Genomic DNA, 21,566 nt, shown 5'->3' on the forward strand with positions numbered 1-21,566 from the left:
TTTGTTTTTTTGGGTGACGAGAGGAATTTCCGAAGTTTATATCCCTCCGGTTCAACCCGAAATCATTCGTCGACTGCATTCGATTGCACCTTCTCCTCTCGTTAAAAAACCGGAATCGGAACAAGACACTGAACGAAAAAACAGAACAAAAAAAGTGGGAGAAGAAATCAGCGCCGAATACAAGACCTCCTCTTCTTTAGGAAATATCCGACATGGAGACTCCATTTCCTTTTTGACAGCAAAGGATTTGATGACTTCTCCGGTGGTAGGATTTTTGGAATCAGATCCGATCTCAAGAGCGCAAGACATTTTCATTCAAAAACGTTTTCGTCACGTTCCCGTACTTGATGGGGAAAATACGTTATGCGGCATTATATCAGATCGGGATTGGATGCGTTGGAAATTGGAACATATATCGGAGGTCGAACTCGGCAAGACGATCGGTAAAATCATGAAAACCAGAGTCCTTTCCGTGCGGATCCAAGCAGGAATCGGGGAAATTGCGAAAGTTCTTTTCGAAGAAAGAATCGGATGTCTTCCCGTAATAAACGATTCGTTTCAAGTGATCGGAATCATTACGAGAAGTGACGTTTTACGCGCAATTTTAAGAATTAACGAAAGAGAGTTTTTAGCCTAGACACCAAAGCTTGAACGAAATCTCTGTGGAATTGAGACAATTTTCCCCCATTCTTTTTCAATTTACTCAAAAATAGTGACCTATTTCCTTTCTAGAGGCAAAAATACCGAGAATCTTTAATTGAGCCTCCTTCACTTTTTCAAAGCCATTATCAGAATCGTCCGCTCTCATCAATTCTTTCATCAGCCAACGGGAGGATTCTCTATCAAGAAAATCCATCACTTGAAGCACAAGTTTTTCCCGTACATTCTTCAAAGCTTCCGCCAGATCCGAAAGACTTACTTGTTTCAATAAAGTCCTCAGTTCATTATACGAAAAAGAATGAAACGCCCTGCTCAAAAGAACATCAGAATCAATTTGAGGTTTGGAGCTACAAAACTCCGAGTAAAAATCGTTCAAAAGAATTCCATCGATCTCTTTTCTTTTCTGATTTACGAAATCCCAAAAATTCTTTTGATAGGATTCGCCAAAATAAGACGCTACCCTTTCTAAAAAAACGGATATAAAAAGTTCCTTCTGAATCGCTTCTATTCCTTCAAGTATGATGATCCTTTCTAAAAGTTCTTTTCCTTCGTAGTTTCCCGAAATGATATATCTTTTTAAAATATTGGAAACATTTTCTGCATCCATTCCGATTCCCATCAGGTAGAATCCCTTTTTCAAAAGAAACGGATGTTCTTCGGAATTTAAAGCGTCGATAAAAAAGTATTTTCCAAACACGTAACATTTTTCACTCAACTCAAGTATCATTCCTAAAGTTTGTAAACTTTGCTCTCGATCCTTATCTGTGCAAAAAAGTTGATTGGGTCGTATATGTGCCAGCATGTTTTCTGTTTCTCCAAATTTTATTATTTTGATCTTTCCAAACTCATCATCTCTTTAAGACTTAAAAGCGGGCATTTAAGTATATTGTATTCCCTTTAATTCAAAATGCTGTTAATAGAAGTAGAATTACTTTTTTTAAACTTTTTTCTTAAAATTTCTATATTAAAAATAAAAAAACCTTCTTCGATTTTCCTACAACTTACTCTTTCGTTTTATCTTCTACGTCGAAATATAAAAGTCAAAAGATCTTTTATCTTAGAATTTTTTCATATTCCTGACGATATTTGTTTCTCAAGTAATGATACGGTATAAAAACGAAAATCTTGAAATCGGATTACTGGATCAAAAAATTTATTTTTCGCACGATGACTTAGATCCGGTCTCAAAACTATCTATTAAAGAAATTGAAAACAATAATAGTGCTCGCGAGGTAAAGAGAAGCCATATAATTTTCAGATTTTCTTTCCCACCGGATAAGGATAGCCCTGAATCGATTGTGCCAACTGTTCGTTCTTTCAACGACCCATCTTCGAGGCTTTCCTTTATATTTACCGATCAATGGTTTCTCGCCTCTTCTTCGAATGTGAGGCCGGATATTTCTTCTTCTAATTAATTTTTCCGTATCTTTAAAGTCATATCCTTTATCAAGACAGAGATGTTTTGGTTTCTTTTTTCTTCTACCGGAAAAAATCAGGATTGAATTTAAAGTCTCTTTTACGTTATGCTTGTCATGAACATTGGCTCCACTCAATGTTATGGCCAATGGAATTCCATTTCCATCCGTAAGAATATGCCGTTTAACCCCTAATTTGGCGCGGTCTGTAGGGTTTTTGCCGGTTAAACTCCCCCTTTGGGAGCTTTAACAATTGCGGAATCCATCGAGGCCCAGTCCCATGCTATCTTATTCTTCACATCATAATATTTTAAAATAGATTTATAAACCTTTTTGAATACTCCCGCTCGCTCCCATTCTTGGAATCTTCTGTGACAAGTTTGACCAGATCCGAAGTTACTCGGAATTGCCCGCCACTGACAGCCTGTTTTCATTCGATAGATGATCCCCGCCATTACCACTCTTGTAGGTAATCGATTGCGACCTCCTTGGAGATTTGCCCTAACTTTTGGGATTAATGGTTCTATTTTTTCCCAAAGTGCATCGGGGATCTCTGAATAATATTTGTCCATTTCACAAGTAAATAATTACGATTCAAAAGTACAACCAGTTTTGAGACCGGCTCTTAATCCATAAGAGTAAGATGTGGACTTGTTTTATTTACAACTTAAGACGTTTGTATTTCAATATACGGGAACCAAGGGGAAAAGAGCGACTTTTAGAGATTCAGAATAATGTATCAGCGGTTCCGACATTGAATGCGTCAAAGGAATATTATTACTTTTTAAAATTGTATTATGATAAATATTACATTCCGCTTTTTGAATAGGCCAAGGAAGATGATGAACCTCTCCTCGATAAATTTTTTCTTGAGAATCTTTACAATAAAGACAATATCTTTCCGTGAGCCAGTTTTCCAAAGTTCCTTCCTTTGTTCTATAAACTTCGGTCGAAGGCCGGTAAGTTATATGAAATTCTCCCGGGTTTGCGCGCGAATCGTTTCTGCGACAGTGAAATTCTTTTCGAGTTTTTTCTTTTTTAAAGTTTATTTTCGCATTTAAATACGGTAGATGGAAAAATTTCCTAGCGACCTCGACGACAATACGATTTCCAGCATCCAAGCTGAAAAAATATACTCCCGGTTTGCCTTTTGCTTTGACATAAGTCCGAACATTCAGCTCCGAAAAATACGAAATCCAAGGGAATGGCGGCAGACCAATCGGCCTAACTCGCTTCATTCGAAACGGGACTATTCCTATATAAGTCTTTCCTTGATACGTATCGATTTCCAAACCCTGAGGTAAAATTTTCTCTAAAAATTTTTGTGGGACCTCCCAATGAAGAAAAAGTAATTCCTCCCAGTTCTGAATCATAAACGGCTTCGTTTTCGGTAAGGGCCACGGTCGATGCGAAGTCTGCCCAAGTATGTAAGTTAAGGAATTTGTATTCATCGGTTGGTTATTTTTATCTTTCTTAGCCGTTCTAGCGAACGTTTCCTTTTTCGATTCGAGTTTTGTGGGAACTACTATGTTCCCTTCTCACGGGAAAAACTAAATCGTCGTAAAAACGCAGGAGTTCCCACAAAATGGTGTAGATCAAATAGCAAACTTCGGAAATCTGTGCACATGAGCCAAATTGAATCCGTTCCAGTCGGAACCCTTCCCCCCTTGGGCCAGGTTCCTAAAAAAATGTACGCACAGGTCGTTAGAGCCAATCGTTTCGGCGACCCAATCAAAGCAATTCAGGAAGAACTTATCGATGTTCCAGAACTAGCTCCGGACGAAGTACTCGTCGCGGTAATGGCAGCCGGTGTAAATTATAATAACGTTTGGGCCGCCCTTGGATTTCCCGTAGATGTAATCGGTGCCAGAAATAAAAAAGGCGAACCTGAAAACTTTCACATCGGTGGATCCGACGCATCCGGGATCGTCTATAAAGTCGGTCCCGATGTTAAGAACGTAAAAGTAGGAGACGAAGTCGTTCTTCACTGTGGAATCTGGGATCGCAACGATCCTTGGATCAAAGCGGGAAAAGATCCGATGTTTGCCCCTTCTCAGTTGATCTGGGGATACGAAACGAATTGGGGATCCTTTGCACAGTTTTGTAAGGTTCAAGATCACCAATGTCTTCCAAAGCCGAAACATCTTTCCTGGGAAGAAGCCGCCGCTTATATGCTCGTAGGAGCGACCGCTTATAGAATGCTTCATCACTGGACTCCGAATAACGTCCAAAAAGACGACGTAGTTCTGATTTGGGGGGGCGCAGGTGGACTTGGAGCGATGGCAATCCAGATTGTAAAAGCGGCAGGCGGAGTTCCAATCGCGGTCGTTTCCGAAGACGATAAGATCGATTTCTGCATGAAGTTAGGCGCGGCGGGTGTTATCAACCGTAAGAAATTCTCTCATTGGGGAGCGCTAACTTCCGAAATCAATAAGATGGAAAAATTCGCAGAATGGACAAAGTCCGCTCGCGAATTTGGAAAGGCGATCTGGGACATCGCAGGAAAAGGAAAAAATCCGAAGATCGTCTTCGAGCATCCCGGCGAAACTACGATTCCTACTTCCATGTTCGTGTGCGAAACGGGTGGCATGGTCGTAATCTGTGCGGGAACTACCGGCTATAATGCAACCGTCGACTTGCGCTATCTCTGGATGAGACAAAAACGTCTCCAAGGCTCGCACTTTGCGAACGACGATAACTCGAAAGGTCTGAACGACTTGGTCATCGATAAAAAAGTCGATCCTTGTCTTTCTAAAACGTTTGCGTGGAACGAAACCGCGACCGCACACCAGTTGATGAAAGAAAACAAACATCCGGCCGGAAACATGTCGATTTTAGTCGGAGCCGATAAACCGGGATTGGGAAAAAAATAATTCCACAACCCTAATCAACTCTAATAAATAAAACCCCGAAAGCGATGGCTATAGGGGTTTTTTATTTTTAAACCGAAATTTATTCTAAAAAAAACTCAATCACATGCTCCGACTTATCCTGAGTATAACACCAGCGTAACTTTCAAATAACTTAGAATTCTCCACTTGAACGATAGATAATATTTCTGATCGAAGATAAAATTCTGTAATCCTTCCCAATATAGATCTCTTAGTTTTGAGAAAGGCAATTTTCGATTTTGAAAAACGATTGAAGCAAATGTAAATTATGATTTTAATTCGTAGAAGAAGGTCAAAGTTTATGCAGACAAAAATTTCTGTTTTGTTTTTTATCCTAGGGATTCTTTTTCCATTAGCTGGAGCTTTTGCAAAGGAAAGTTTCTATGATTTTAAAGTAAAAGATATCAAAGGTAACGACATATCCCTTTCCAAATACAAGGGAAAAGTAGTAATGGTGGTTAACGTAGCATCTAAATGCGGTTATACTTATCAATACGATAATCTTGAAAAAGTTTATAAAAAATACAAGAATCAGGGATTCGTCATAGTTGGTTTTCCGGCCAATAATTTCGGGAGCCAAGAACCTGGAACCAATCAGGAAATTGAAACCTTTTGCAGAATCCAAAAAGGCGCAAGTTTCGATATGATGTCAAAAATTTCCGTCAAAGGAAAAGACCAACATCCTCTATATTCTTATCTGGTCGAAAGTTCTCCAAACCCCGGCGAGATAGAATGGAACTTTGAAAAGTTCCTCATTTCAAAGGAAGGAAAAATCGAAGCGAGATATCGTTCTGCGGTAGAACCAGATGCTTCGGTCGTAGTCCAAAAAATCGAATCTCTTTTGAAATAGGTTTTTGGTTTTGAAAAATCCTTATTTAAGAACTTCAAGAACTTGTTTTTTTGCCATTTTATTGATTTTTTGTTCGAAAGGTAATTCCATTTTTCCCGAAAGTAAACTTGAGAACGGGGGCCCGTTTTCCATCCAAAAAGGGCCGACGGAGACAGGTGTTGATTTCGAAACGGTTCTAAAAACATTTGAAAATTATGATATTTTAATATTTGGAGAAGAACATGACGATATTATCGGCCATAAAATTCGCTTAGATTGGTTTAAAAAAATTGCTTTAAAAACTCCTGTAATCCTTTCTCTGGAAATGTTGGAAAGGGACCAACAAAAAACCTTAGACGAATATTTAAACGGTCAGATCGGAGAGAAAACTTTTTTCAATTCCCTAACACTTTGGCCCAACTATCTAAGAGACTATCATCCTTTCATACAATTTGCAAAAGAACACCGGGTTCCGGTTCTTGCATCCAACGTACCTAGAAAATACGTGAATTTAGTTTCCTCTTCCGGGCTCGAAGCGTTATTTAAGATTCGTTCCGTTTTTCTGCCTCCTAAATATCTCATTCGTATTTTCTCCCAGGAAGATTACGAAACTAAAATTAAGAACACTCTCAAAGAACATCCAGGCATAAATTTAGACGCGAACACCGAAAAAAAATTCGTGGATGCTCAATATCTTTGGGATGCAGGAATGACTGACTCGATCGCGAATGCATTTTTAACAAAAGGGCGTAAGGTGATTCATATCAACGGTCGTTTTCATAGCGATGAAGGTTTTGGCGTCGTTTATAGACTGCGTAAACTTGGATTTAAAACACTTTCGATTTCCATGTTTCCTTTGAAGGAGGATAGCATAATTCCGGCTGAAATACTCAAGGGTTGCGACTTCACCGTGATTACGGAAAGGAGAAAAAAAGAGAATTAAAGTACTTGTCTGGAACTCTAGGATTCTCCGACAATTAAGGGGATAATGGAAACGGGAATTCAAACCCTTAGAAGTTCTCGATTTTTGTGCCCCGAATGTGGAACGACTTCTCGTTTGCCGGAAGGAGTTCCTACAGGTTCCATTTTTAGACTAACCTGCTATCAGTGCGGTCACAAAGTCCTCGTGAAAATGGAAGTTTCGACTCCGTCCCATATAAAGTCGATTTCCCCCTCCGACGAAATCCTACCTCATCCGGAACAGCTCCAAGATGTGGGAACTCCCCACTTTCAAGCTCCTCCTCAAATAGATTTTGAATCTACCGGCTCAGAAAAAATTTGGAACCTTCTTTCTCAATTTCAGACCAACCTGAACGGGAAAATGCGGGAACTTATACAAAAATTTCGGAATATACCGAAAAGTCAAAAGTCGGATCCTTTTTCATCGGCTACTGACAAACCATTCCTTCGAAAGGAAATGATTTCATTCGAAAAAAAACCGTTCTTCATAGTTCGGCGTGAAATCGAAGACAATGGACAACCCCGAATCAAAACTCTCGCTGAGAGACTGAGAGAACAAATCAGCGGTCGTCGTTTCCAACTTCCAAATGTAGTTTTATTTTCCGCGGGTGTGATCATTTCTTTGCTTCTTGTTGGAATGATACTTTTTTGGGTGGGGGTAATCACTCGGGAATCGGAACTTAAGGAAATGATTTCCCTTTTTTACAACCATCAGCCCTCAGTGATATACGATCGAGATGGGAAAAAGGTTTCTGAAATTTTCGCGAAAAAAACGAGTAATCTGGAATGGGATGCTTATCCTGAAAACCTGAAAAAGATCGTTCTTTTGGTAGAAGATCGAAAATTTTTTTCTCATAGCGGAATTAACTACATGTCCGTTCTCCGTGCAGCTTTCGTGAACATCACAAGTTTCCGTTTTAAACAGGGAGCTTCTACAATTACCCAACAGCTCGCGAGAATTTTATTGGACGATCGCGAAAAAAGTCTCGTCCGAAAAATCAAAGAGGCTCAGCTTGCCTTTGCTCTAGAATATACATATGAGAAAAAGCAAATATTATTATATTATTTAAATAATGTATACTTGGGTCACGGTGCCTTCGGATTTGCGAGCGCAGCCGAATTCTATTTCAGAAAGACTCCTTCCGAACTCGACACGGAGGAAATGATTGTTCTCGCCTCCTTGGCCTCGGCTCCAAATCGTTTTTCACCTTTAAAAAATCCAGATCTATCCAGACAACGGGTGAACGCGATCGTTCATTCTTTCCGAAAAGAAGAAATTTTAAAAGAAAATCCGAAACCGAAACTGGACGAGATCTATCTTTCGTTTCATATGAGATCACCGGGTGAGACAGTGTTCGGAAACCGAAAAGATGATTCTCCGTATGTGACGGAACACGTACGTAAATTTTTGAATTCCTTATACCCCGATTCCAATATCTATGAAACCGGCGGTTTTTCAATTCACACCACAATTGCGGAACCGGTTCAAGCAGAGCTCTCGAAGATTGTAAAAAATTACCTGGACAACATTCAAAAGAGCGGACTCGTTCGCAAAACAAAACTCACGGATAACAAAAATTCCAGTGAGACGGCGGTTTTTCGAAAATACATTCAGGATATTTCACCGGCGCTCGAACTTTTCATCGATACGGACTCTTTCGGCGGAACAAGCGAATCCGGTCTCCAAGTTGCGTTAGTCGCTATTGATCCTGCCACGGGAGAAATTCTATTGATGCACGGTGGCTCTGAGTTCAAAGCCGATAATCAGTTGGACAGAACTACCGCGATGAAACGTCAGACGGGTTCTTCCATTAAACCAATTTTATATTCCGCTGCAATCGAGACCGAACTCATCAACGCTTCCTCCAGAATTTTGGACGCCCCTTTGATTTATAGAAATCAAACTGGAAACTGGATGCCAGAAAATATAGGAAATCAATATGACGGAGATATCAGCGTTAGACACGCTTTAGCAAAGTCCAAAAATACAGCTGCGGTTCAGATCGCGGAGAAATTAGGAATTTCAAAGATTCAAGACTTTTTTCAAAAGTATTTCTTTCCTGATCCGAAAATACTTCAGTCTAGATTCAGAGGAGATCTTTCCCTTGCACTCGGTTCTTTGGAAATTTCTCCTCTGGAAATGGCTCTTGCGTATTCCGCGTTTGCAAACGACGGAACGATCAAACGTCCTTATCTGATCCAAAAAATCACGGACCGATCCGGTAAAATCGTTTACGAAAGAAAGTCTACAGACGAATTCGGATTAAAAGTTCCGGAAGAAAGAAAGGTGTTGTCTTCTCAAGTCGCAGAAATCATGATCGACCTTCTTCACGGGAGTGCAAATTCGGCAGGAGTGAGAAGCACCGGATATAGAGGTGAAGTTGCCGGTAAAACAGGGACTACAAACGATAACAGAGACAACTGGTTCGTGGGAGTAAAACCGGGAATGTCAATGGCAATCTGGCTCGGTTACGATGACCCGAGTTACGGACTCGGATCGTCCGCGTTAGGTGGTACTGTTGCAGCTCCTCTTTGGGGATCGGTCGCAAAAACTTTCGAAGCCACGGAAGACGAAAAAAGAAGATATCCGGTTACCGAACACGCGATAAGCGTAACCGTTTGCGAAGAATCGGGTAAACTTCCTGGACCTTCCTGTAAACATCCTCGAAAAGAACTTTTTAAAAACGGAACCGTGCCTTCTGAAATCTGTCCTCTTAATCACGGAACGGACGCAAAACGGGAAGTCCTTAGAAATGTATTTTAAAGATATTTCTTTTATTGTAATATTCTTAATTTCCATTTTAAGCGTATATCCTGTTTCCTATGAAGAAGCGTATACGATGGAAAAAGAGGACCCCCTGTTTTCGATTCCTTTATACGAAGAACTTCTTCGGACGTCTCAAAAGTCTGATATCCGTAAAACAGCGTCTTCCAGACTTTTTTTCCTCTACGAGAAATACCGCAAATATGTTCCCGCAATCTTAATCATGATTCGCTCGGGAAAAATCACGGATAAAAAAGGAAGATATCCCTCAATTGTTAGCGAACTCGCAAACGGTTTAAACGTAAGTCCTTCCGCACTCGTCTCCGTCATTTCTGGTTGTAATAAACCGATTTCGAATCCAGACATATACTTTCAAGAAACAAATCCGCCCCAAACCGAAGAGAAATCCGTTTCCATCGAAACCTCTTCGATACAAACTCCTGAGCCCGTCGTTCAAGAAATGCCTTTCTTATTCAAAATTCTTTCCAAAAAAGAAAATGCCCCTCTCTATAAAGCTTGTTATGCGGTAAAAATTAAAACGGGCGATTACGACGGCTGGGAAAAAATCCACGCTTTCGGAGAGATGAAAGGAATTCTCAACCCGCAAACTTCTTTGGCTTTACGCATCAGTTTCACCCTTCACTCAGGAAGAGGAAGTGCTTATAAAAGAATCTATTCCGGAGGTAGACTGAAATCGTTAAACGAAGAAGGTAAATCGGATCTTTTATATCTTTATGGGAAATTTCTTAGAAACTTGGGAAAATACGATTCTTCCGCTAGGTATTTTTGGATGAGCGGTTCTTATGCAAGCAAAGACCGAAGCGCAATCGAAACCGCAAAAACTCTTTTGATTTCGGGAAGAAAACAAGAAGCTTGCTCGTATCTTACGAAAAGTTTTTTCCCAGGGGACGAATCGGAAGAACTTTTATCCAGAGTCTGCTTTAAAAATTTTGAAAATACACACCCGGGTCAGGGATTTTTAAAAGCCATAAAAATATTAAACAACGATATTCCCGATCCGGTATTCGAATACTTTTTAGGAAAAGAAATCTCCGATAAAACCGAAGAACCAGATACAGATAATTCGAACGAATTCCCCTCAAGTTACGAAAAACTTCTGGATGAAAAACTGTTTTCCGGCGAAAAAAATCCAACTCCTTTTTGGGATTATCGCAAAAAGGAAGGAACGCTCTTTTTATCTGCTGCGCCTCAGTTTCTTTGTAAATCCAATCGCTCCAGCCTATTTAAGAAAGATCTAATACAGCCTCAAAACTGCGTTCCTTACTCAGAGCTTTCCACAGATGCAATCCTCGCAACTCCATTATTCGAATCTAACCAGGAAGAATGGGGCTTAACTCTTGTCAACGCAGCTTACAATCCGATTTCCGGCCAAGCAGTGTTTTCTGATTCGGACGGCGCAGAGCCCTCCTTTCAAATTTCGAATTTAGTATATCGCAAATCTCTAAATCGTTTTTTTATCGATGGATTTTCAGGAGACAAGAAATACAGGTTTTACTCGATTGATCTGAAAAAGATTTCAGTGGACATATTAGATTCCGACTGATTTTAAATCGTATGACCTAATTCTGATTTGTCCAAATCCGGAAAATTCTTCCGTGTCTTTATATCTCCCCGACTTGGATTATAGTTCTATGTGTCTTATAGAGGAACATTGGGGCGCATGGCTAGGCGCATCTTTCCGATACTTTTTAAAGCTGCGCCTGACCACTCAGCTTTGGTCAATAAATTTCAAATCTCTTATATACAAAAAGTATCAAATCACAAATTTATTGACTCCGTCGAGCACAATAGAAGCGAGGCGCTTTAGTTGTAAATCGATCCTTTCGCGGGATTTTCCCAAAAATCGAAGTATAACTTTAAGCAGACTTAGGAAAATTTACTCCATCAGAAAATTATACTTTTTGCAAGTACAAAGTCTCATTTTTGTGGAAAACTTGAAAAATATGCGTTTTTGATCCTTCTTATTCCAAAACCTTTCTCAACTTGTGAAACTTCCTACGGAGCGCGATCGCATATTCTACTCGAATTCTTCTGAAATCTTTTCTGATTGTTGTTTCGATTGAAGTGATGTGAGAAATTTTATTGGGCAGGGAAGGATTCGCCGTTACGCAGTCTTACTTCCTGACAGACTAAGCTCCACGGCGTCTTTCTCATGCCTCGCCCATCCATGGACTCGGACGCGTTTTGTAGCTTCTTACGGAAGCTCAAAACACTCTCATTTGAAAGCTTCGAATCCTTTTAATTTTAAGTGGAGTGGAATTTTATTGGGCAGGGAAGGATTCGCCGTTACGCAGTCTTACTTCCTGATAGACTAAGCTCCACGGCGTCTTTCTCATGCCTCGCCCATCCATGGACTCGGACGCGTTTTGTAGCTTCTTACGGAAGCTCAAAACACTCTCATTTGAAAGCTTCGAATCCTTTTAATTTTAAGTGGAGTGGAATTTTATTGGGCAGGGAAGGATTCGAACCTTCGAAGACATAGTCAGCAGATTTACAGTCTGCCCTCGTTGGCCACTTGAGTACCTACCCGAAGAAAAATAGCTGCCTATAGGAATCGAACCCACAACCGTCTGATTACAAATCAGATGCTCTACCAATTGAGCTAAGGCAGCAATTTGAAACCAGTATTTCGGTCTGTTTTTCTCGGTCAAATAAAAAATCCGTAGAGGCCCTCTGTCATATTTTCGGATTATTTTCTTTCCTGATTCTACTTTCCGCTGAAAAAAAGTTTCGATTATAACTTGTTTGCCGAAAATGTAACAGATGGTTCTAGCCCTTATTCACACCGGAATGACCCTTTCAATCTTTTGTTTTTATACGGGCTATTACTTTCGTTTTAAAAAAAATCTTCTCCATCGTATTTTCAATCTACTCGGTGCGGCTTTCAACTTAACAACCGCCTTTACTCTTCTTTATGTGAAATATTTAGGCGGAGGCTTGGAAAGCGCTGGAATTATTCCCGCAGTCAAACGTTGGATCATCGACACACATCGCGCATTTGCCGTACTGGCCTTAATTTTAATGCTTCTAATGGTTTGGTCGGGAATAACCCGAAAAAAAGAATTCCACAGAAAACTACACTATATTTTCCTTCCTCTATATACTGCGATTTTCCTTTCCGGCTTGGTTTTGTTTCGCTCCACGAACTGACCTGCTTCCATTTCGGGGTGGAAATCGATATTCCATTCGCTTAGGAAGAATATGAACGATATCAAAGAACTCAAGAATTTTGCAAACGAGCTCAGAAAGAGCGTGATCCGAATGGTAACTGCCGCAAATTCCGGACATCCAGGAGGACCTTTAGGTCTCGCGGACATTTATGCGGTGCTATATAAGAAAATTCTAAACCACAAACCCTCCAATCCGGATTGGGAAGAAAGGGATCGCCTGATTCTTTCCAACGGCCACGTATGTGCGATTCGTTATGCAGCTATGGCTCATTCCGGTTATTTTCCCGTAGAAGACTTACTCACTTTCCGCAAATTAGGAAGCAAACTACAAGGACATCCTTCTACTCGTTATATGAACGGAATTGAAAGTTCTTCCGGTTCCTTAGGCCAAGGACTTTCTGTCTCTGTGGGACTCGCACTCGGCGCAAGATTCAAAAAACAAAGTCATAAAATTTATACGTGTATCTCCGACGGAGAATGCGGCGAAGGAATGACTTGGGAAGCCGCTCAGTCCGCCACACACTATAAACTGGACAACTTGATCGCTTTTATGGACAAAAATGGAATTCAAATCGACGGCTTTACGAAAGACGTTATGAATCTAGAACCTCTCAGTAAAAAATTTCTTTCTTTCGGTTGGAACGTTTTGGAAGCAGACGGTCACGATATCGAACAAATCATCTCTGCATTCGAAAAAGCTAAACTTCACAAAGGTTCTCCGACAATCATTTTGTTCGACACCGTGTTGGGCAAGGGTGTTTCTTTTATGGAAAATAATCCAGGATGGCACGGGACTCCTCCAAAACCGGAGGAAGAAAAAAAAGCTCTCGAAGAATTATCGACACTTTCTGTCTAGACGAACAACTCTCTACATTTCTCTTGTGGGGAGTATTTTCTTTTTTCAACTCTTTGTTTTTCAACTTCGAACTCTTTCTCTGTTCGCTTGTAAGACATAGTAATTTACAACTGCCCAAAACTCAAATCTACTACTAAAGTCCGTATCAAAAATAGACTATAATGTCCCGAAACGACGTTTGGAAAGTAAGGTAAAGAGTTTTTGAGATAAGTTTTATAAGAAGGCCCAAAGTTGGAAAACCATCACCCTTTCGCAGGTTATGAACTATGTAGGTTTCTCTGAATTCTGTGTAACATTAAGGATTGACTACGACGATAATCGGCTTTGAGTCCACCCTTCTCTTCTCATTTCATTTTTTCCGATGAAAGATTTTATTCCGAATTGACTCATTTCGTTTTTCGTAAAAATATATTTTTTATGTCTTTGTCCGATTCCTACCACGACTCTTTTCACCTTCCATCCGACAAACTCGAAGAAAAGTTTTATCAACTTGAATTTTCCGGTACTGAAGAAAAAATCAGAGTGATTCGCGAGATCGCGGATATGATCCCTTGGCAATTCGAAATCGACGAATTCATAGAAGAGTTTAAAGACCCTACGTTGAGGATTTTTGCCCGTTCTATTTCCTCCATTGTTCATATGGAACGTATCAATACACGTTACTCGCTCCTTGCAGGCAAAGGCCACGTCAACGATTACGGAGATTTGGAAGAAGCAGTATTTCTTCTTTCCAGCGTCGGAGACCCAAAAGCGTCTTATCACGAATTCAAAATCTATTTGGACAAACTCGCTCTAAGAGTGGAAGAATTATGCGATCTCAACCCAGAATATGTTTCCGAAGAATTGAAAGTTCATTTCTTAACAAGAGTACTTTCTTCTGAGGAAAATTTTCAAGGAAACAACGACCAATACGATGATCCGAACAATTCTTTCGTGACTCGCATCGTTCATACACGAAAAGGAATCCCGATTTCTCTCTCCGCGATCTATCTTCTGGTTGCAAAAAGGCTTTCTCTTCCTCTTTACGGAGTGAATATGCCCCTTCATTTTCTTCTTCATTTCGATTCTCCAGATTACGAAACCTTCATCGACCCGTTTCATGGAGGAGTTCTTCTGGATAAGTCCACCTGCGTCCGTTTTTTGGAAGCAAACAGCTTTACTCCGAGCGAAAGATATTTTACTAGAGCTAGTACTCTTTCAATCATCAAAAGGATGTACCGCAATCTGATTCACATATACCGTAAAGAACAATTCCGGGATATGGAAGATATTCTTTCCCGACAGCTCCTAATTTTGGAAAACAAACTCAAAGCTTAAATCCCTTTCGAGAGTTCTTGCTTGAGCCTATACCGATATTTTGAATACTGGCTCCACGGGAAGGAGTAGTGAAAGCATCCACACTAAAAGATTCTCTGATTCGGAAGTTCGATAAAAAACTCGAAGCGATCATTCGAGAAGATCTCAAGATTCTTTCCGAAATTAAAACCTACACTATCCGATCCGGCGGGAAACGACTTCGCCCGATTCTTCACTATTGCCTTTGTCAACTTTTAGGTTATTCCGGCAAACGCTGGTTGGACATAGGTGCAATCGTGGAATTGATTCACGCTGCTAGTTTACTTCATGACGATGTAGTCGACGAGGCGGAAACCAGAAGAGGACTACAAAGTGTGGGTTCCAAATTCGGGAACAAGACGGCGATTCTCGCGGGAGATTATCTCCTTGCGTGCGGGATTGATCACCTAAATAACCTGGGTTATCCAGAACTGATGGATATTTTCACTCAGGTAATTAAGGATCTTTCTATTTCCGAACTCATTCAGATGGAATGGGAAAAAAATCCGAAAATCACTTTAGATATTTATAATAAAATCGTTTACGGGAAAACCGCTTCCTTGTTCGGAGCAGTGGGGATTTCCGCCGGGATCCTTTCGGATAAAAACGATAAGGAAAAAAAGAAACTAAGACAATTCGGAATTGATCTCGGTTCTTTCTTTCAGAAAAAAGACGACGCAATTGATTATTTCACTCCCGCGAGCAAAAGCGGGAAAGTTCCTCTCAAGGATTTTTACAATGGTCTTTATACCTATCCGATTTTGTTGTTACTCGATCAAGCGGATAAGAACGACAAAAAACTGATTCATTCGCTCTTTGCCAAACCGGAAAGGTCGCAAAGGGACGAGGTCGTGATTTTGAGTCTTCTTTCCCGTTATCAGACTCGCAAACGAATGGATAAGGAGTTTCAAACGATTGCTAATAACTTAATGAAATTTTTAAATAGTTTTCCCGAATCTTCGATCCGTAATCTTTTAAAAGAACAAATTCTGAAACTTTTGGAAGAATAGATTTGCACTCCAGCCAATAAGGGTATTTACTGATTTCACATGTGATTTCCTAAATGCAGAAACGAAACGAGCGAATCAACTTGAATCCTTCTTCGTATCTCTGCATTTTATACAAACCCAAGGAGAAAGAAAGATGACATCTCAGATTTATCCTCTACAGGATCCTAAACTGGATTTGGTTCTTGAAAGAATCATAGACGTTCCGCGCGAACTAGTCTGGGCCGCCTGGACTACTCCAGAACATATCAAGCAGTGGTTTACTCCATCCCCATGGAAGACAGTTGATTGTGAAATCGATCTACGACCGGGAGGAATCTTTCGTACCATTATGCAATCTCCCGAAGGACAGAATTTTCCGAATATGGGTTGTTATCTCGAAATAATCCCAAATGAAAAACTTTCTTGGACCGACGCGCTTCAGCCCGGTTTTCGTCCTTCTCCAGATCCCACTCACCCATTCGGGTTCTTTACCGCAGTGATTACTCTGGAACCCCACGGTACCGGTACTAAATACAAAGCTACTGCAATTCATGGAAATGAAATAAATCGTAAAAAGCACGAAGAAATGGGCTTTCACAAAGGTTGGGGAATTGCTCTAGATCAACTCGTAGCTCTTATTAAAAAAATGTAACACTGAAAACTTCGTTTTGTTTGGTTCATATTTCTACAATCAATTCTTACGGCTTGGAACAAAACTCGAATGTTCCGCCTCTAAGAATACCCAAAGTTAGTAAACTGAAGTATTTATTTTTCGTGTATTATAAATTCAGGGAATGAGGTGAAAGTCGGTTGAGAAACGGATGTCTATTTAAAATTACTGAGTCGTAGACCCTCCGCTTGGAATCACATTGGGCGCGTTGCACGAAATTCTTCCGGTAATCGTAACCGCGGAACCTGAAGCCGATGCCGTAGAAACGCAGGAATGATTGTCCTGAGTAAAACATTGCTGAGTCGTCGTGACTGAAGTACAATTAACGTTGTCCGAAGTATAGCACTGATTGAGAATCCCCGTGCTCGTGGAGCTATCGAGTATTTTTCCGGAAAGAGAAATATCGATGTCCATGTACTGTAGGGTTTGCTGTTGAGCGGCGCCATTTCCTGTTGGATATACTGGAATTCCGGAAGATCCCCATTCCACTTTACCGACATTACCAGTAACCGTCCTAGCGAAAACTCCACCCGAATAACTGAAACCTTGTTGTGGATCCACCGCTCCTTGATACTGAGCTGAATCGAATTGAAATCGAAGGACCATCGCTTCGGCTGTATTTTTCATAATCAACTGACTTGTAATCGTATAACGAGTACTTGAACCAGAAGAACCCGAGGTAGTTGTGGTTCCGGTATTTCCTCCCGTAGCACCCGACGCCGTTCCAGAGGCAGCGGTCCCGGGAACAGCAACTCCACAAGAGGAAATTTTATCGGAATCCACCTCTCCGTTTATGAGGATTACGTTTCCGGTCGCTGCAACAAGGATCTTCAAATCCACCTTATTTTGATCCCGATGTTCGCAATTGAAAAAAGCAGCCGAAAAAACAATCAATAGAAAAGATTCGATATAAAAACGTTTCATAAATACCTTTAGAGTTATATTGATCGAAAAGCAAATCTTGGTCAAGAATGAAAACGAACCTACCACTTTCCGATTCGACCCTGTATGTAAAAGATCGTTTCCCTACACCCGAATTCTGAAACAAAATTCGAAAGAATAGTTCGACATAACGTAAAAATAGGATCAATTCCCGACAATAAAAGCAGGATTCTCCAGGAAAAGGATACAAACAATGCTAAATTACTAATCCCTACAGAACAATAGGTACCATGAAATTTGAGACAAATCCCCATTTAAACGCAGATTCTATAGGCGTCTTGTTATACGTCGTAATATGATTTTAGGATGTAAAATAGCACAGGCATGATCGTATTTTATGTCATCCCAAAAGGATTGAAAACTAACTTGTATTCGGATCTTTTCGAAAGAATTCGCATGTGGAAAGAATCCTTTCACGGAAAATTCTTCAAACAAAACGCAAAAGAACTCAGTCTTTGAACGAATCATCAAAATGGGACGGTAAAAACGGATTCTTCATGGATTGTAGGGGACCAAGGAGCTTAGACTCAAACATCGACTTATGAAAAACGACCAGACTCTATCCCGTAAATTAGAATAAGTTTGATCAAGTATAGACCAAACCTTTAAATAATGGTTTGCATTCATCAATTACTAAAGGAAGATTGAAATCGGCCTGGAAGAAAAGGATGCTTGGATCATCGCTTACTTTACTGATCCCGAGTATTTAGGGTTCTGCAAAAAGAATGAAATTTTCTTTTCTTTTTTCTCTACAAAAAATAAGGGAAGAAATCGGTCCAGGATTGATATCTGCAAAAAGATCATAGAGAAGATAGACGTGAGTTTGAGAGAGTGTTCCCGGAAGAACGAAGTTCAGCGTGCAATTGAAGTTTGTACGGTTTGGACAGAAACGGAGAGGATCTTTTGAAAGATACAGCAAAAAACAATGCGATTCTTTGTGTGGATGATGAACCGATCATTTTGATCGCGTTAAAACAAGAACTAAAGAAACAATTCGGAAACGAGTTTCAATACGAAACCGCAGTCAATGCAAGCGAGGCGTTGGAAGTTGTGAACGACCTGGCGGAAAATGGAATCAACGTAATTTTAATTCTTTCCGATTGGCGTATGCCCGGGATCAAAGGTGATGAATTTTTAATTCATATTCATCAAAAATATCCAGATATCCGTTCCATCTTGATCACGGGTTATATAGACGATGCCGCAGTAGAAAGAGTGAAAAAAGAAGCGGGTACTTACGCTGTTCTACCGAAACCATGGGATCCCAAACAGCTAGCGGATGCAGTGAAAGTTTGCTGTAATCGAAATTAATTCGACATTCCATCCTTGATGCTTAGAGTTTACCCCAAAACCTTAAAAGAAGAAATCAATTATAATCATTCAGTAAGTTCGTAATAAAATGAAGTTCCCACAGATTACGTCCCTTTGGTGGTTTATGGACGTTTGAACAGACTTTACTGTTGGAACTCTCGTGCATGCTGAGGTTTTGGGTTGAGATAGACTCTTATTTGAAATTTCAATTGCAGACTTTCGTGCGTCTAAAGAACTTGTATCCAAAGAAGGATCCCTGCACTTGGGGAGAATTGAATGAAAATTCACCGATATGATTCTATTCCGGAAGTAAAAAACATCGGAGACGGAATCTTTAAGACCGAAATTCCTCAACCTTTCTATTCACCCAACAATATTTATATTCTCCCAGACGGAGAACCTACCATCATCGACTCCGGTTATATCGAAAATCTAGGTCTTTTGCAAAGGGCTTTGAAAACTATCGGCCTTTCTTTAAGTAAGATCAAACATATCATTTACACCCACAATCATCTTGATCATATGAGTGCCGCTTTGACCCTACGCTATTATACGGATGCAAAGTTATACGCGATGACGGGAATGGCCTCGGAGATCGGAAATTATGTGGAATTCGTTCAAGTTTTTCAAAGAGCCATGAGGAGACTCGTGTATAAAGGCCATCACGATAATACAACAAGAGCCACAGAACTCAAAAGAGTGGATACTGGTATATTCGAATTTCATGATGCTTTGGACAATTCGGAAAGAGTAGATCCGTATTTAGATTTCGATGTAGAGCTCGTGGAAGGAGACGTTATCAAAGCGGGAGGCAGAGAAATCGGAGTTCTGCATACTCCCGGTCACAATCGATGGCATTTAACTCCTTATATCTTAGGGGAAAAGATCTACTTTACGGGCGATTTAGTACTTCAAAACATTTCTTCTATTTACGCGGAGATCGACGGAAACTTATACGACTACCATCGATCCTTGGATCGTCTTTCCAAGTTACCGATCCGAAGGCTTCTCCCCGCACATGGACCGGAACCGGATGATCCTCAAAGAGCCATCAAACTACTTTCAAAAACCTTAAACTTATTGGAAAGAGGAGTTGTACGTCGCTTGAAGGAAAATGATCAGGACCTCTCCACTTTGGTTCTCGAAGCGATGGGAGAAAAGGTGGCGAACAGCGGTTACTACAATACGGCACTTGCAATCCTACATTCTTTAATTCGAAAATTGATCGATCAAGGGCAGGTACAAGTTTTGGAAATCGATCCTCCGTATGAAAAATATAAATGGATCGGTGCCAAATAAACGTGTAATATAACTAACGACGACAAAAAAATTTTTACATGTGAGTCGAATTAATTGTGACGTGTTATGCGTGACGACAACATTTTTATCTAACCTCTGGATTTAGAAATAATCAGAACAAAAAGGCGGAAATCGTTTGAAGAACCTGTTCTAAACCTTAGGATGTGGAAACTCCCACAGGAATTGAATAATGAAAAACACTTATTCCAAAACCCGTAAACTACACAAGGCGGCGTGATCTGTGAAAACTCCCGCGTTTTCATTACAAACTTACCGAATGACTGTCACGATTTCTTTTAAAACTTCGGTTTGGAACCGGGTTTTAAGTTATCTCTACAAAAATAAACATCGAAATAAGATAATGATAATAAAGAAGATTACACATGAACAGGAAGTAAATAAGAAGATCATAGAGAAAAATCAATTGGCGCATATCCTTACTTCAAATTAATCCTTTCGCCTCAAGAGTTCAATCTACATTAAAAAACAGTAAATTTAATGTTCAAGGCTGTTACAAACCAAACTTATTTTTGTAGAGACAGTTCTTAGGATACGTTTTTTCTCCGAGAAACATTTCAAATATCCTTCTTATTATCGAGATTGTTCAGGTTCCTTGACAATTTCTCCATAGAATGGAGTTTCTTTAATCTTTAAATTGTATCCTTTGACGAATAACTTTTCAAGATTAACCGTGTCTTCCCGATTATACTTTTCTAAAATTTTGAGAGCGTCCATATCGTCATAATCTACATATTGCTTCCAAAGCTTTACTGCTTCAGCACCTGTGATTGAGACTTCCTCCGGTCTATGGATACCTAATACTTTTTCGCACCCCTTGAGACCACCTTTGATCCCCAGAGATCTTAAGAAAAACATAATGTCGATGTGATTATTCCTAAAGCGCACATTAAATTCCCTTTCTAAAAAGGGAATGTCGAAAGCAATCCCGTTATAGGAAACAAAAATCTGATCCTGGCTGAGATTGTCTAAAAAGAAATCAAGATTGAAACCTCGAATATAGGAATGATATTCGAATCCATCGAAGGTCCCGATGACCGTTGTTCTATCGTCGTTTTCTAAACCAGTAGTTTCGATATCCATATAAAGAAGTTTTTTTCGAATTATAGGAAAAAGTCTCCAATGATGTTTGGCAGAAAGAACGTGAAAAAAGTAAAAAAAATTTTCTCTTTCCAATTCTTTTTTAGAAAATTCTAATGCTCCTAAAGTCAGATTTCGAGTCGGAGCAGGTTCGGTTTTCAAATATTCTTCAAGATCTTTCCAATCATAAATTCCATTTTCCCAAAGATTTTTTTCTTCCGTCGTATTGATTCCGGGAAGATGACAGAAAGTGTGTTTCAACATCAGGTTTTTCTTAGGATTTCCCAATACAAGGGTAAAACGGGAATAAGGATCAAAATACAAAAGACCCATACGAAAGAACTTCCACAAACATT

General features: G+C 40.0%; 20 protein-coding genes and 2 tRNA genes. 14 read left to right on the forward strand and 8 right to left on the reverse strand.

Annotated elements, in window-relative coordinates; translation table 11 throughout:
• Position 1: 1 nt before the first annotated feature.
• Entirely contained in the window at positions 2 to 637 is a 636-nt protein-coding gene (locus LEP1GSC190_RS14925) for a CBS domain-containing protein (RefSeq protein ID WP_002748526.1), read from the forward strand.
• A gap of 66 nt (positions 638 to 703) precedes the next feature.
• Here the strand turns inward: LEP1GSC190_RS14925 and LEP1GSC190_RS14930 are convergent, their stop codons facing one another.
• The 4 genes from LEP1GSC190_RS14930 to LEP1GSC190_RS14940 all read right to left on the reverse strand — a co-directional run bounded on the left by LEP1GSC190_RS14930 (position 704) and on the right by LEP1GSC190_RS14940 (position 3,448).
• Positions 704 to 1,462, reverse strand: coding sequence for an LIC10244 family PerRA/PerRB upregulated protein (locus LEP1GSC190_RS14930; RefSeq protein WP_002748578.1), 759 nt, complete (start codon positions 1,460 to 1,462; stop codon positions 704 to 706).
• Positions 1,463 to 1,850: 388 nt separating this feature from the next.
• Positions 1,851 to 2,252 (reverse strand): IS5 family transposase, encoded by a 402-nt coding sequence (locus LEP1GSC190_RS20615; RefSeq protein ID WP_036036267.1) that lies wholly within the window; start codon positions 2,250 to 2,252, stop codon positions 1,851 to 1,853.
• 47 nt (positions 2,253 to 2,299) lie between these two features.
• Positions 2,300 to 2,647: an IS5 family transposase gene (locus LEP1GSC190_RS20620; protein ID WP_002724411.1), complete on the reverse strand. Its 348-nt coding sequence runs from the start codon at positions 2,645 to 2,647 to the stop codon at positions 2,300 to 2,302.
• Between the two features lie 111 nt (positions 2,648 to 2,758).
• Positions 2,759 to 3,448 carry a YqjF family protein gene (locus tag LEP1GSC190_RS14940; RefSeq protein WP_002748419.1) on the reverse strand — a complete coding sequence of 230 codons (690 nt, stop codon included), beginning with the start codon at positions 3,446 to 3,448 and terminating at the stop codon, positions 2,759 to 2,761.
• Between the two features lie 252 nt (positions 3,449 to 3,700).
• Between LEP1GSC190_RS14940 and ccrA the strand changes: the two genes are divergently transcribed.
• The 5 genes from ccrA to LEP1GSC190_RS14965 all read left to right on the forward strand — a co-directional run bounded on the left by ccrA (position 3,701) and on the right by LEP1GSC190_RS14965 (position 11,083).
• Positions 3,701 to 4,948, forward strand: coding sequence for a crotonyl-CoA carboxylase/reductase (gene ccrA / locus LEP1GSC190_RS14945; protein WP_002748337.1), 1,248 nt, complete (start codon positions 3,701 to 3,703; stop codon positions 4,946 to 4,948).
• Positions 4,949 to 5,267: 319 nt separating this feature from the next.
• Complete coding sequence (locus LEP1GSC190_RS14950; protein ID WP_002748509.1) at positions 5,268 to 5,816, forward strand: glutathione peroxidase; 549 nt, start codon at positions 5,268 to 5,270, stop codon at positions 5,814 to 5,816.
• A gap of 10 nt (positions 5,817 to 5,826) precedes the next feature.
• Entirely contained in the window at positions 5,827 to 6,738 is a 912-nt protein-coding gene (locus LEP1GSC190_RS14955; protein ID WP_174232266.1) for a ChaN family lipoprotein, read from the forward strand.
• 45 nt (positions 6,739 to 6,783) lie between these two features.
• Entirely contained in the window at positions 6,784 to 9,519 is a 2,736-nt protein-coding gene (locus LEP1GSC190_RS14960; RefSeq protein ID WP_002748326.1) for a transglycosylase domain-containing protein, read from the forward strand.
• Positions 9,509 to 11,083 carry a hypothetical protein gene (locus LEP1GSC190_RS14965; protein WP_002748577.1) on the forward strand — a complete coding sequence of 525 codons (1,575 nt, stop codon included), beginning with the start codon at positions 9,509 to 9,511 and terminating at the stop codon, positions 11,081 to 11,083. The genes LEP1GSC190_RS14960 and LEP1GSC190_RS14965 overlap by 11 nt, the downstream gene beginning before the upstream one ends.
• A gap of 904 nt (positions 11,084 to 11,987) precedes the next feature.
• Here LEP1GSC190_RS14965 and LEP1GSC190_RS14970 read toward each other — a convergent pair.
• Together LEP1GSC190_RS14970 and LEP1GSC190_RS14975 are read right to left on the reverse strand one after the other, a co-directional pair.
• Positions 11,988 to 12,069, reverse strand: a tRNA-Tyr gene (locus tag LEP1GSC190_RS14970).
• 10 nt (positions 12,070 to 12,079) lie between these two features.
• Positions 12,080 to 12,152: transfer RNA gene (locus tag LEP1GSC190_RS14975), tRNA-Thr, on the reverse strand.
• Positions 12,153 to 12,303: 151 nt separating this feature from the next.
• Here LEP1GSC190_RS14975 and LEP1GSC190_RS14980 point away from each other — a divergent pair.
• From LEP1GSC190_RS14980 to LEP1GSC190_RS15000, 5 genes are all read left to right on the forward strand, one after another.
• Positions 12,304 to 12,690 carry a hypothetical protein gene (locus LEP1GSC190_RS14980; RefSeq protein ID WP_002748527.1) on the forward strand — a complete coding sequence of 129 codons (387 nt, stop codon included), beginning with the start codon at positions 12,304 to 12,306 and terminating at the stop codon, positions 12,688 to 12,690.
• Between the two features lie 51 nt (positions 12,691 to 12,741).
• Entirely contained in the window at positions 12,742 to 13,566 is an 825-nt protein-coding gene (locus LEP1GSC190_RS14985; protein ID WP_002748383.1) for a transketolase, read from the forward strand.
• 381 nt (positions 13,567 to 13,947) lie between these two features.
• A complete protein-coding gene (locus LEP1GSC190_RS14990) occupies positions 13,948 to 14,883 on the forward strand; it encodes a transglutaminase-like domain-containing protein (RefSeq protein WP_002760441.1) in 936 nt (311 codons plus the stop codon).
• Positions 14,884 to 14,951: 68 nt separating this feature from the next.
• Positions 14,952 to 15,911 (forward strand): polyprenyl synthetase family protein, encoded by a 960-nt coding sequence (locus LEP1GSC190_RS14995; protein ID WP_002748388.1) that lies wholly within the window; start codon positions 14,952 to 14,954, stop codon positions 15,909 to 15,911.
• A 133-nt stretch (positions 15,912 to 16,044) separates the two neighbouring features.
• A complete protein-coding gene (locus tag LEP1GSC190_RS15000) occupies positions 16,045 to 16,542 on the forward strand; it encodes an SRPBCC family protein (RefSeq protein ID WP_002748543.1) in 498 nt (165 codons plus the stop codon).
• A 183-nt stretch (positions 16,543 to 16,725) separates the two neighbouring features.
• Here the strand turns inward: LEP1GSC190_RS15000 and LEP1GSC190_RS15005 are convergent, their stop codons facing one another.
• A complete protein-coding gene (locus LEP1GSC190_RS15005) occupies positions 16,726 to 17,484 on the reverse strand; it encodes an LIC10920 family plasminogen-binding lipoprotein (protein WP_002748531.1) in 759 nt (252 codons plus the stop codon).
• A gap of 342 nt (positions 17,485 to 17,826) precedes the next feature.
• Here LEP1GSC190_RS15005 and LEP1GSC190_RS20625 point away from each other — a divergent pair, with 342 nt between their 5' ends.
• From LEP1GSC190_RS20625 to LEP1GSC190_RS15020, 3 genes are all read left to right on the forward strand, one after another.
• On the forward strand, positions 17,827 to 17,961 hold the full coding sequence (locus LEP1GSC190_RS20625; protein ID WP_272914455.1) for a hypothetical protein: 135 nt from the start codon (positions 17,827 to 17,829) through the stop codon (positions 17,959 to 17,961).
• Positions 17,962 to 18,405: 444 nt separating this feature from the next.
• Complete coding sequence (locus LEP1GSC190_RS15015) at positions 18,406 to 18,813, forward strand: response regulator (RefSeq protein WP_002748461.1); 408 nt, start codon at positions 18,406 to 18,408, stop codon at positions 18,811 to 18,813.
• 276 nt (positions 18,814 to 19,089) lie between these two features.
• On the forward strand, positions 19,090 to 20,112 hold the full coding sequence (locus tag LEP1GSC190_RS15020; protein WP_002748612.1) for an MBL fold metallo-hydrolase: 1,023 nt from the start codon (positions 19,090 to 19,092) through the stop codon (positions 20,110 to 20,112).
• Between the two features lie 591 nt (positions 20,113 to 20,703).
• On the opposite strand, the gene LEP1GSC190_RS15030 is transcribed toward LEP1GSC190_RS15020, so the two are convergent.
• Positions 20,704 to 21,474: a ribonuclease H-like domain-containing protein gene (locus LEP1GSC190_RS15030; RefSeq protein ID WP_002748541.1), complete on the reverse strand. Its 771-nt coding sequence runs from the start codon at positions 21,472 to 21,474 to the stop codon at positions 20,704 to 20,706.
• Positions 21,475 to 21,566 lie beyond the last annotated feature (92 nt).

It is taken from the genome of Leptospira mayottensis 200901116 (assembly GCF_000306675.2).
GTDB classification, from domain to species: domain Bacteria; phylum Spirochaetota; class Leptospiria; order Leptospirales; family Leptospiraceae; genus Leptospira; species Leptospira mayottensis.

Excerpts from the sequence above, each read along its gene's own strand:
- LEP1GSC190_RS14930 (WP_002748578.1), bottom strand. The coding sequence starts at position 1,462 with ATGCTGGCACATATACGACCCAATCAACTTTTTTGCACAGATAAGGAT.
- LEP1GSC190_RS20620 (WP_002724411.1), bottom strand. The coding sequence starts at position 2,647 with ATGGACAAATATTATTCAGAGATCCCCGATGCACTTTGGGAAAAAATA.
- LEP1GSC190_RS14940 (WP_002748419.1), bottom strand. The coding sequence starts at position 3,448 with ATGATTCAGAACTGGGAGGAATTACTTTTTCTTCATTGGGAGGTCCCA.
- ccrA (WP_002748337.1), top strand. The coding sequence starts at position 3,701 with ATGAGCCAAATTGAATCCGTTCCAGTCGGAACCCTTCCCCCCTTGGGC.
- LEP1GSC190_RS14950 (WP_002748509.1), top strand. The coding sequence starts at position 5,268 with ATGCAGACAAAAATTTCTGTTTTGTTTTTTATCCTAGGGATTCTTTTT.
- LEP1GSC190_RS14960 (WP_002748326.1), top strand. The coding sequence starts at position 6,784 with ATGGAAACGGGAATTCAAACCCTTAGAAGTTCTCGATTTTTGTGCCCC.
- LEP1GSC190_RS14965 (WP_002748577.1), top strand. The coding sequence starts at position 9,509 with ATGTATTTTAAAGATATTTCTTTTATTGTAATATTCTTAATTTCCATT.
- LEP1GSC190_RS14980 (WP_002748527.1), top strand. The coding sequence starts at position 12,304 with ATGGTTCTAGCCCTTATTCACACCGGAATGACCCTTTCAATCTTTTGT.
- LEP1GSC190_RS14985 (WP_002748383.1), top strand. The coding sequence starts at position 12,742 with ATGAACGATATCAAAGAACTCAAGAATTTTGCAAACGAGCTCAGAAAG.
- LEP1GSC190_RS15000 (WP_002748543.1), top strand. The coding sequence starts at position 16,045 with ATGACATCTCAGATTTATCCTCTACAGGATCCTAAACTGGATTTGGTT.
- LEP1GSC190_RS15005 (WP_002748531.1), bottom strand. The coding sequence starts at position 17,484 with ATGAAACGTTTTTATATCGAATCTTTTCTATTGATTGTTTTTTCGGCT.
- LEP1GSC190_RS20625 (WP_272914455.1), top strand. The coding sequence starts at position 17,827 with ATGATCGTATTTTATGTCATCCCAAAAGGATTGAAAACTAACTTGTAT.
- LEP1GSC190_RS15020 (WP_002748612.1), top strand. The coding sequence starts at position 19,090 with ATGAAAATTCACCGATATGATTCTATTCCGGAAGTAAAAAACATCGGA.
- LEP1GSC190_RS15030 (WP_002748541.1), bottom strand. The coding sequence starts at position 21,474 with ATGTTGAAACACACTTTCTGTCATCTTCCCGGAATCAATACGACGGAA.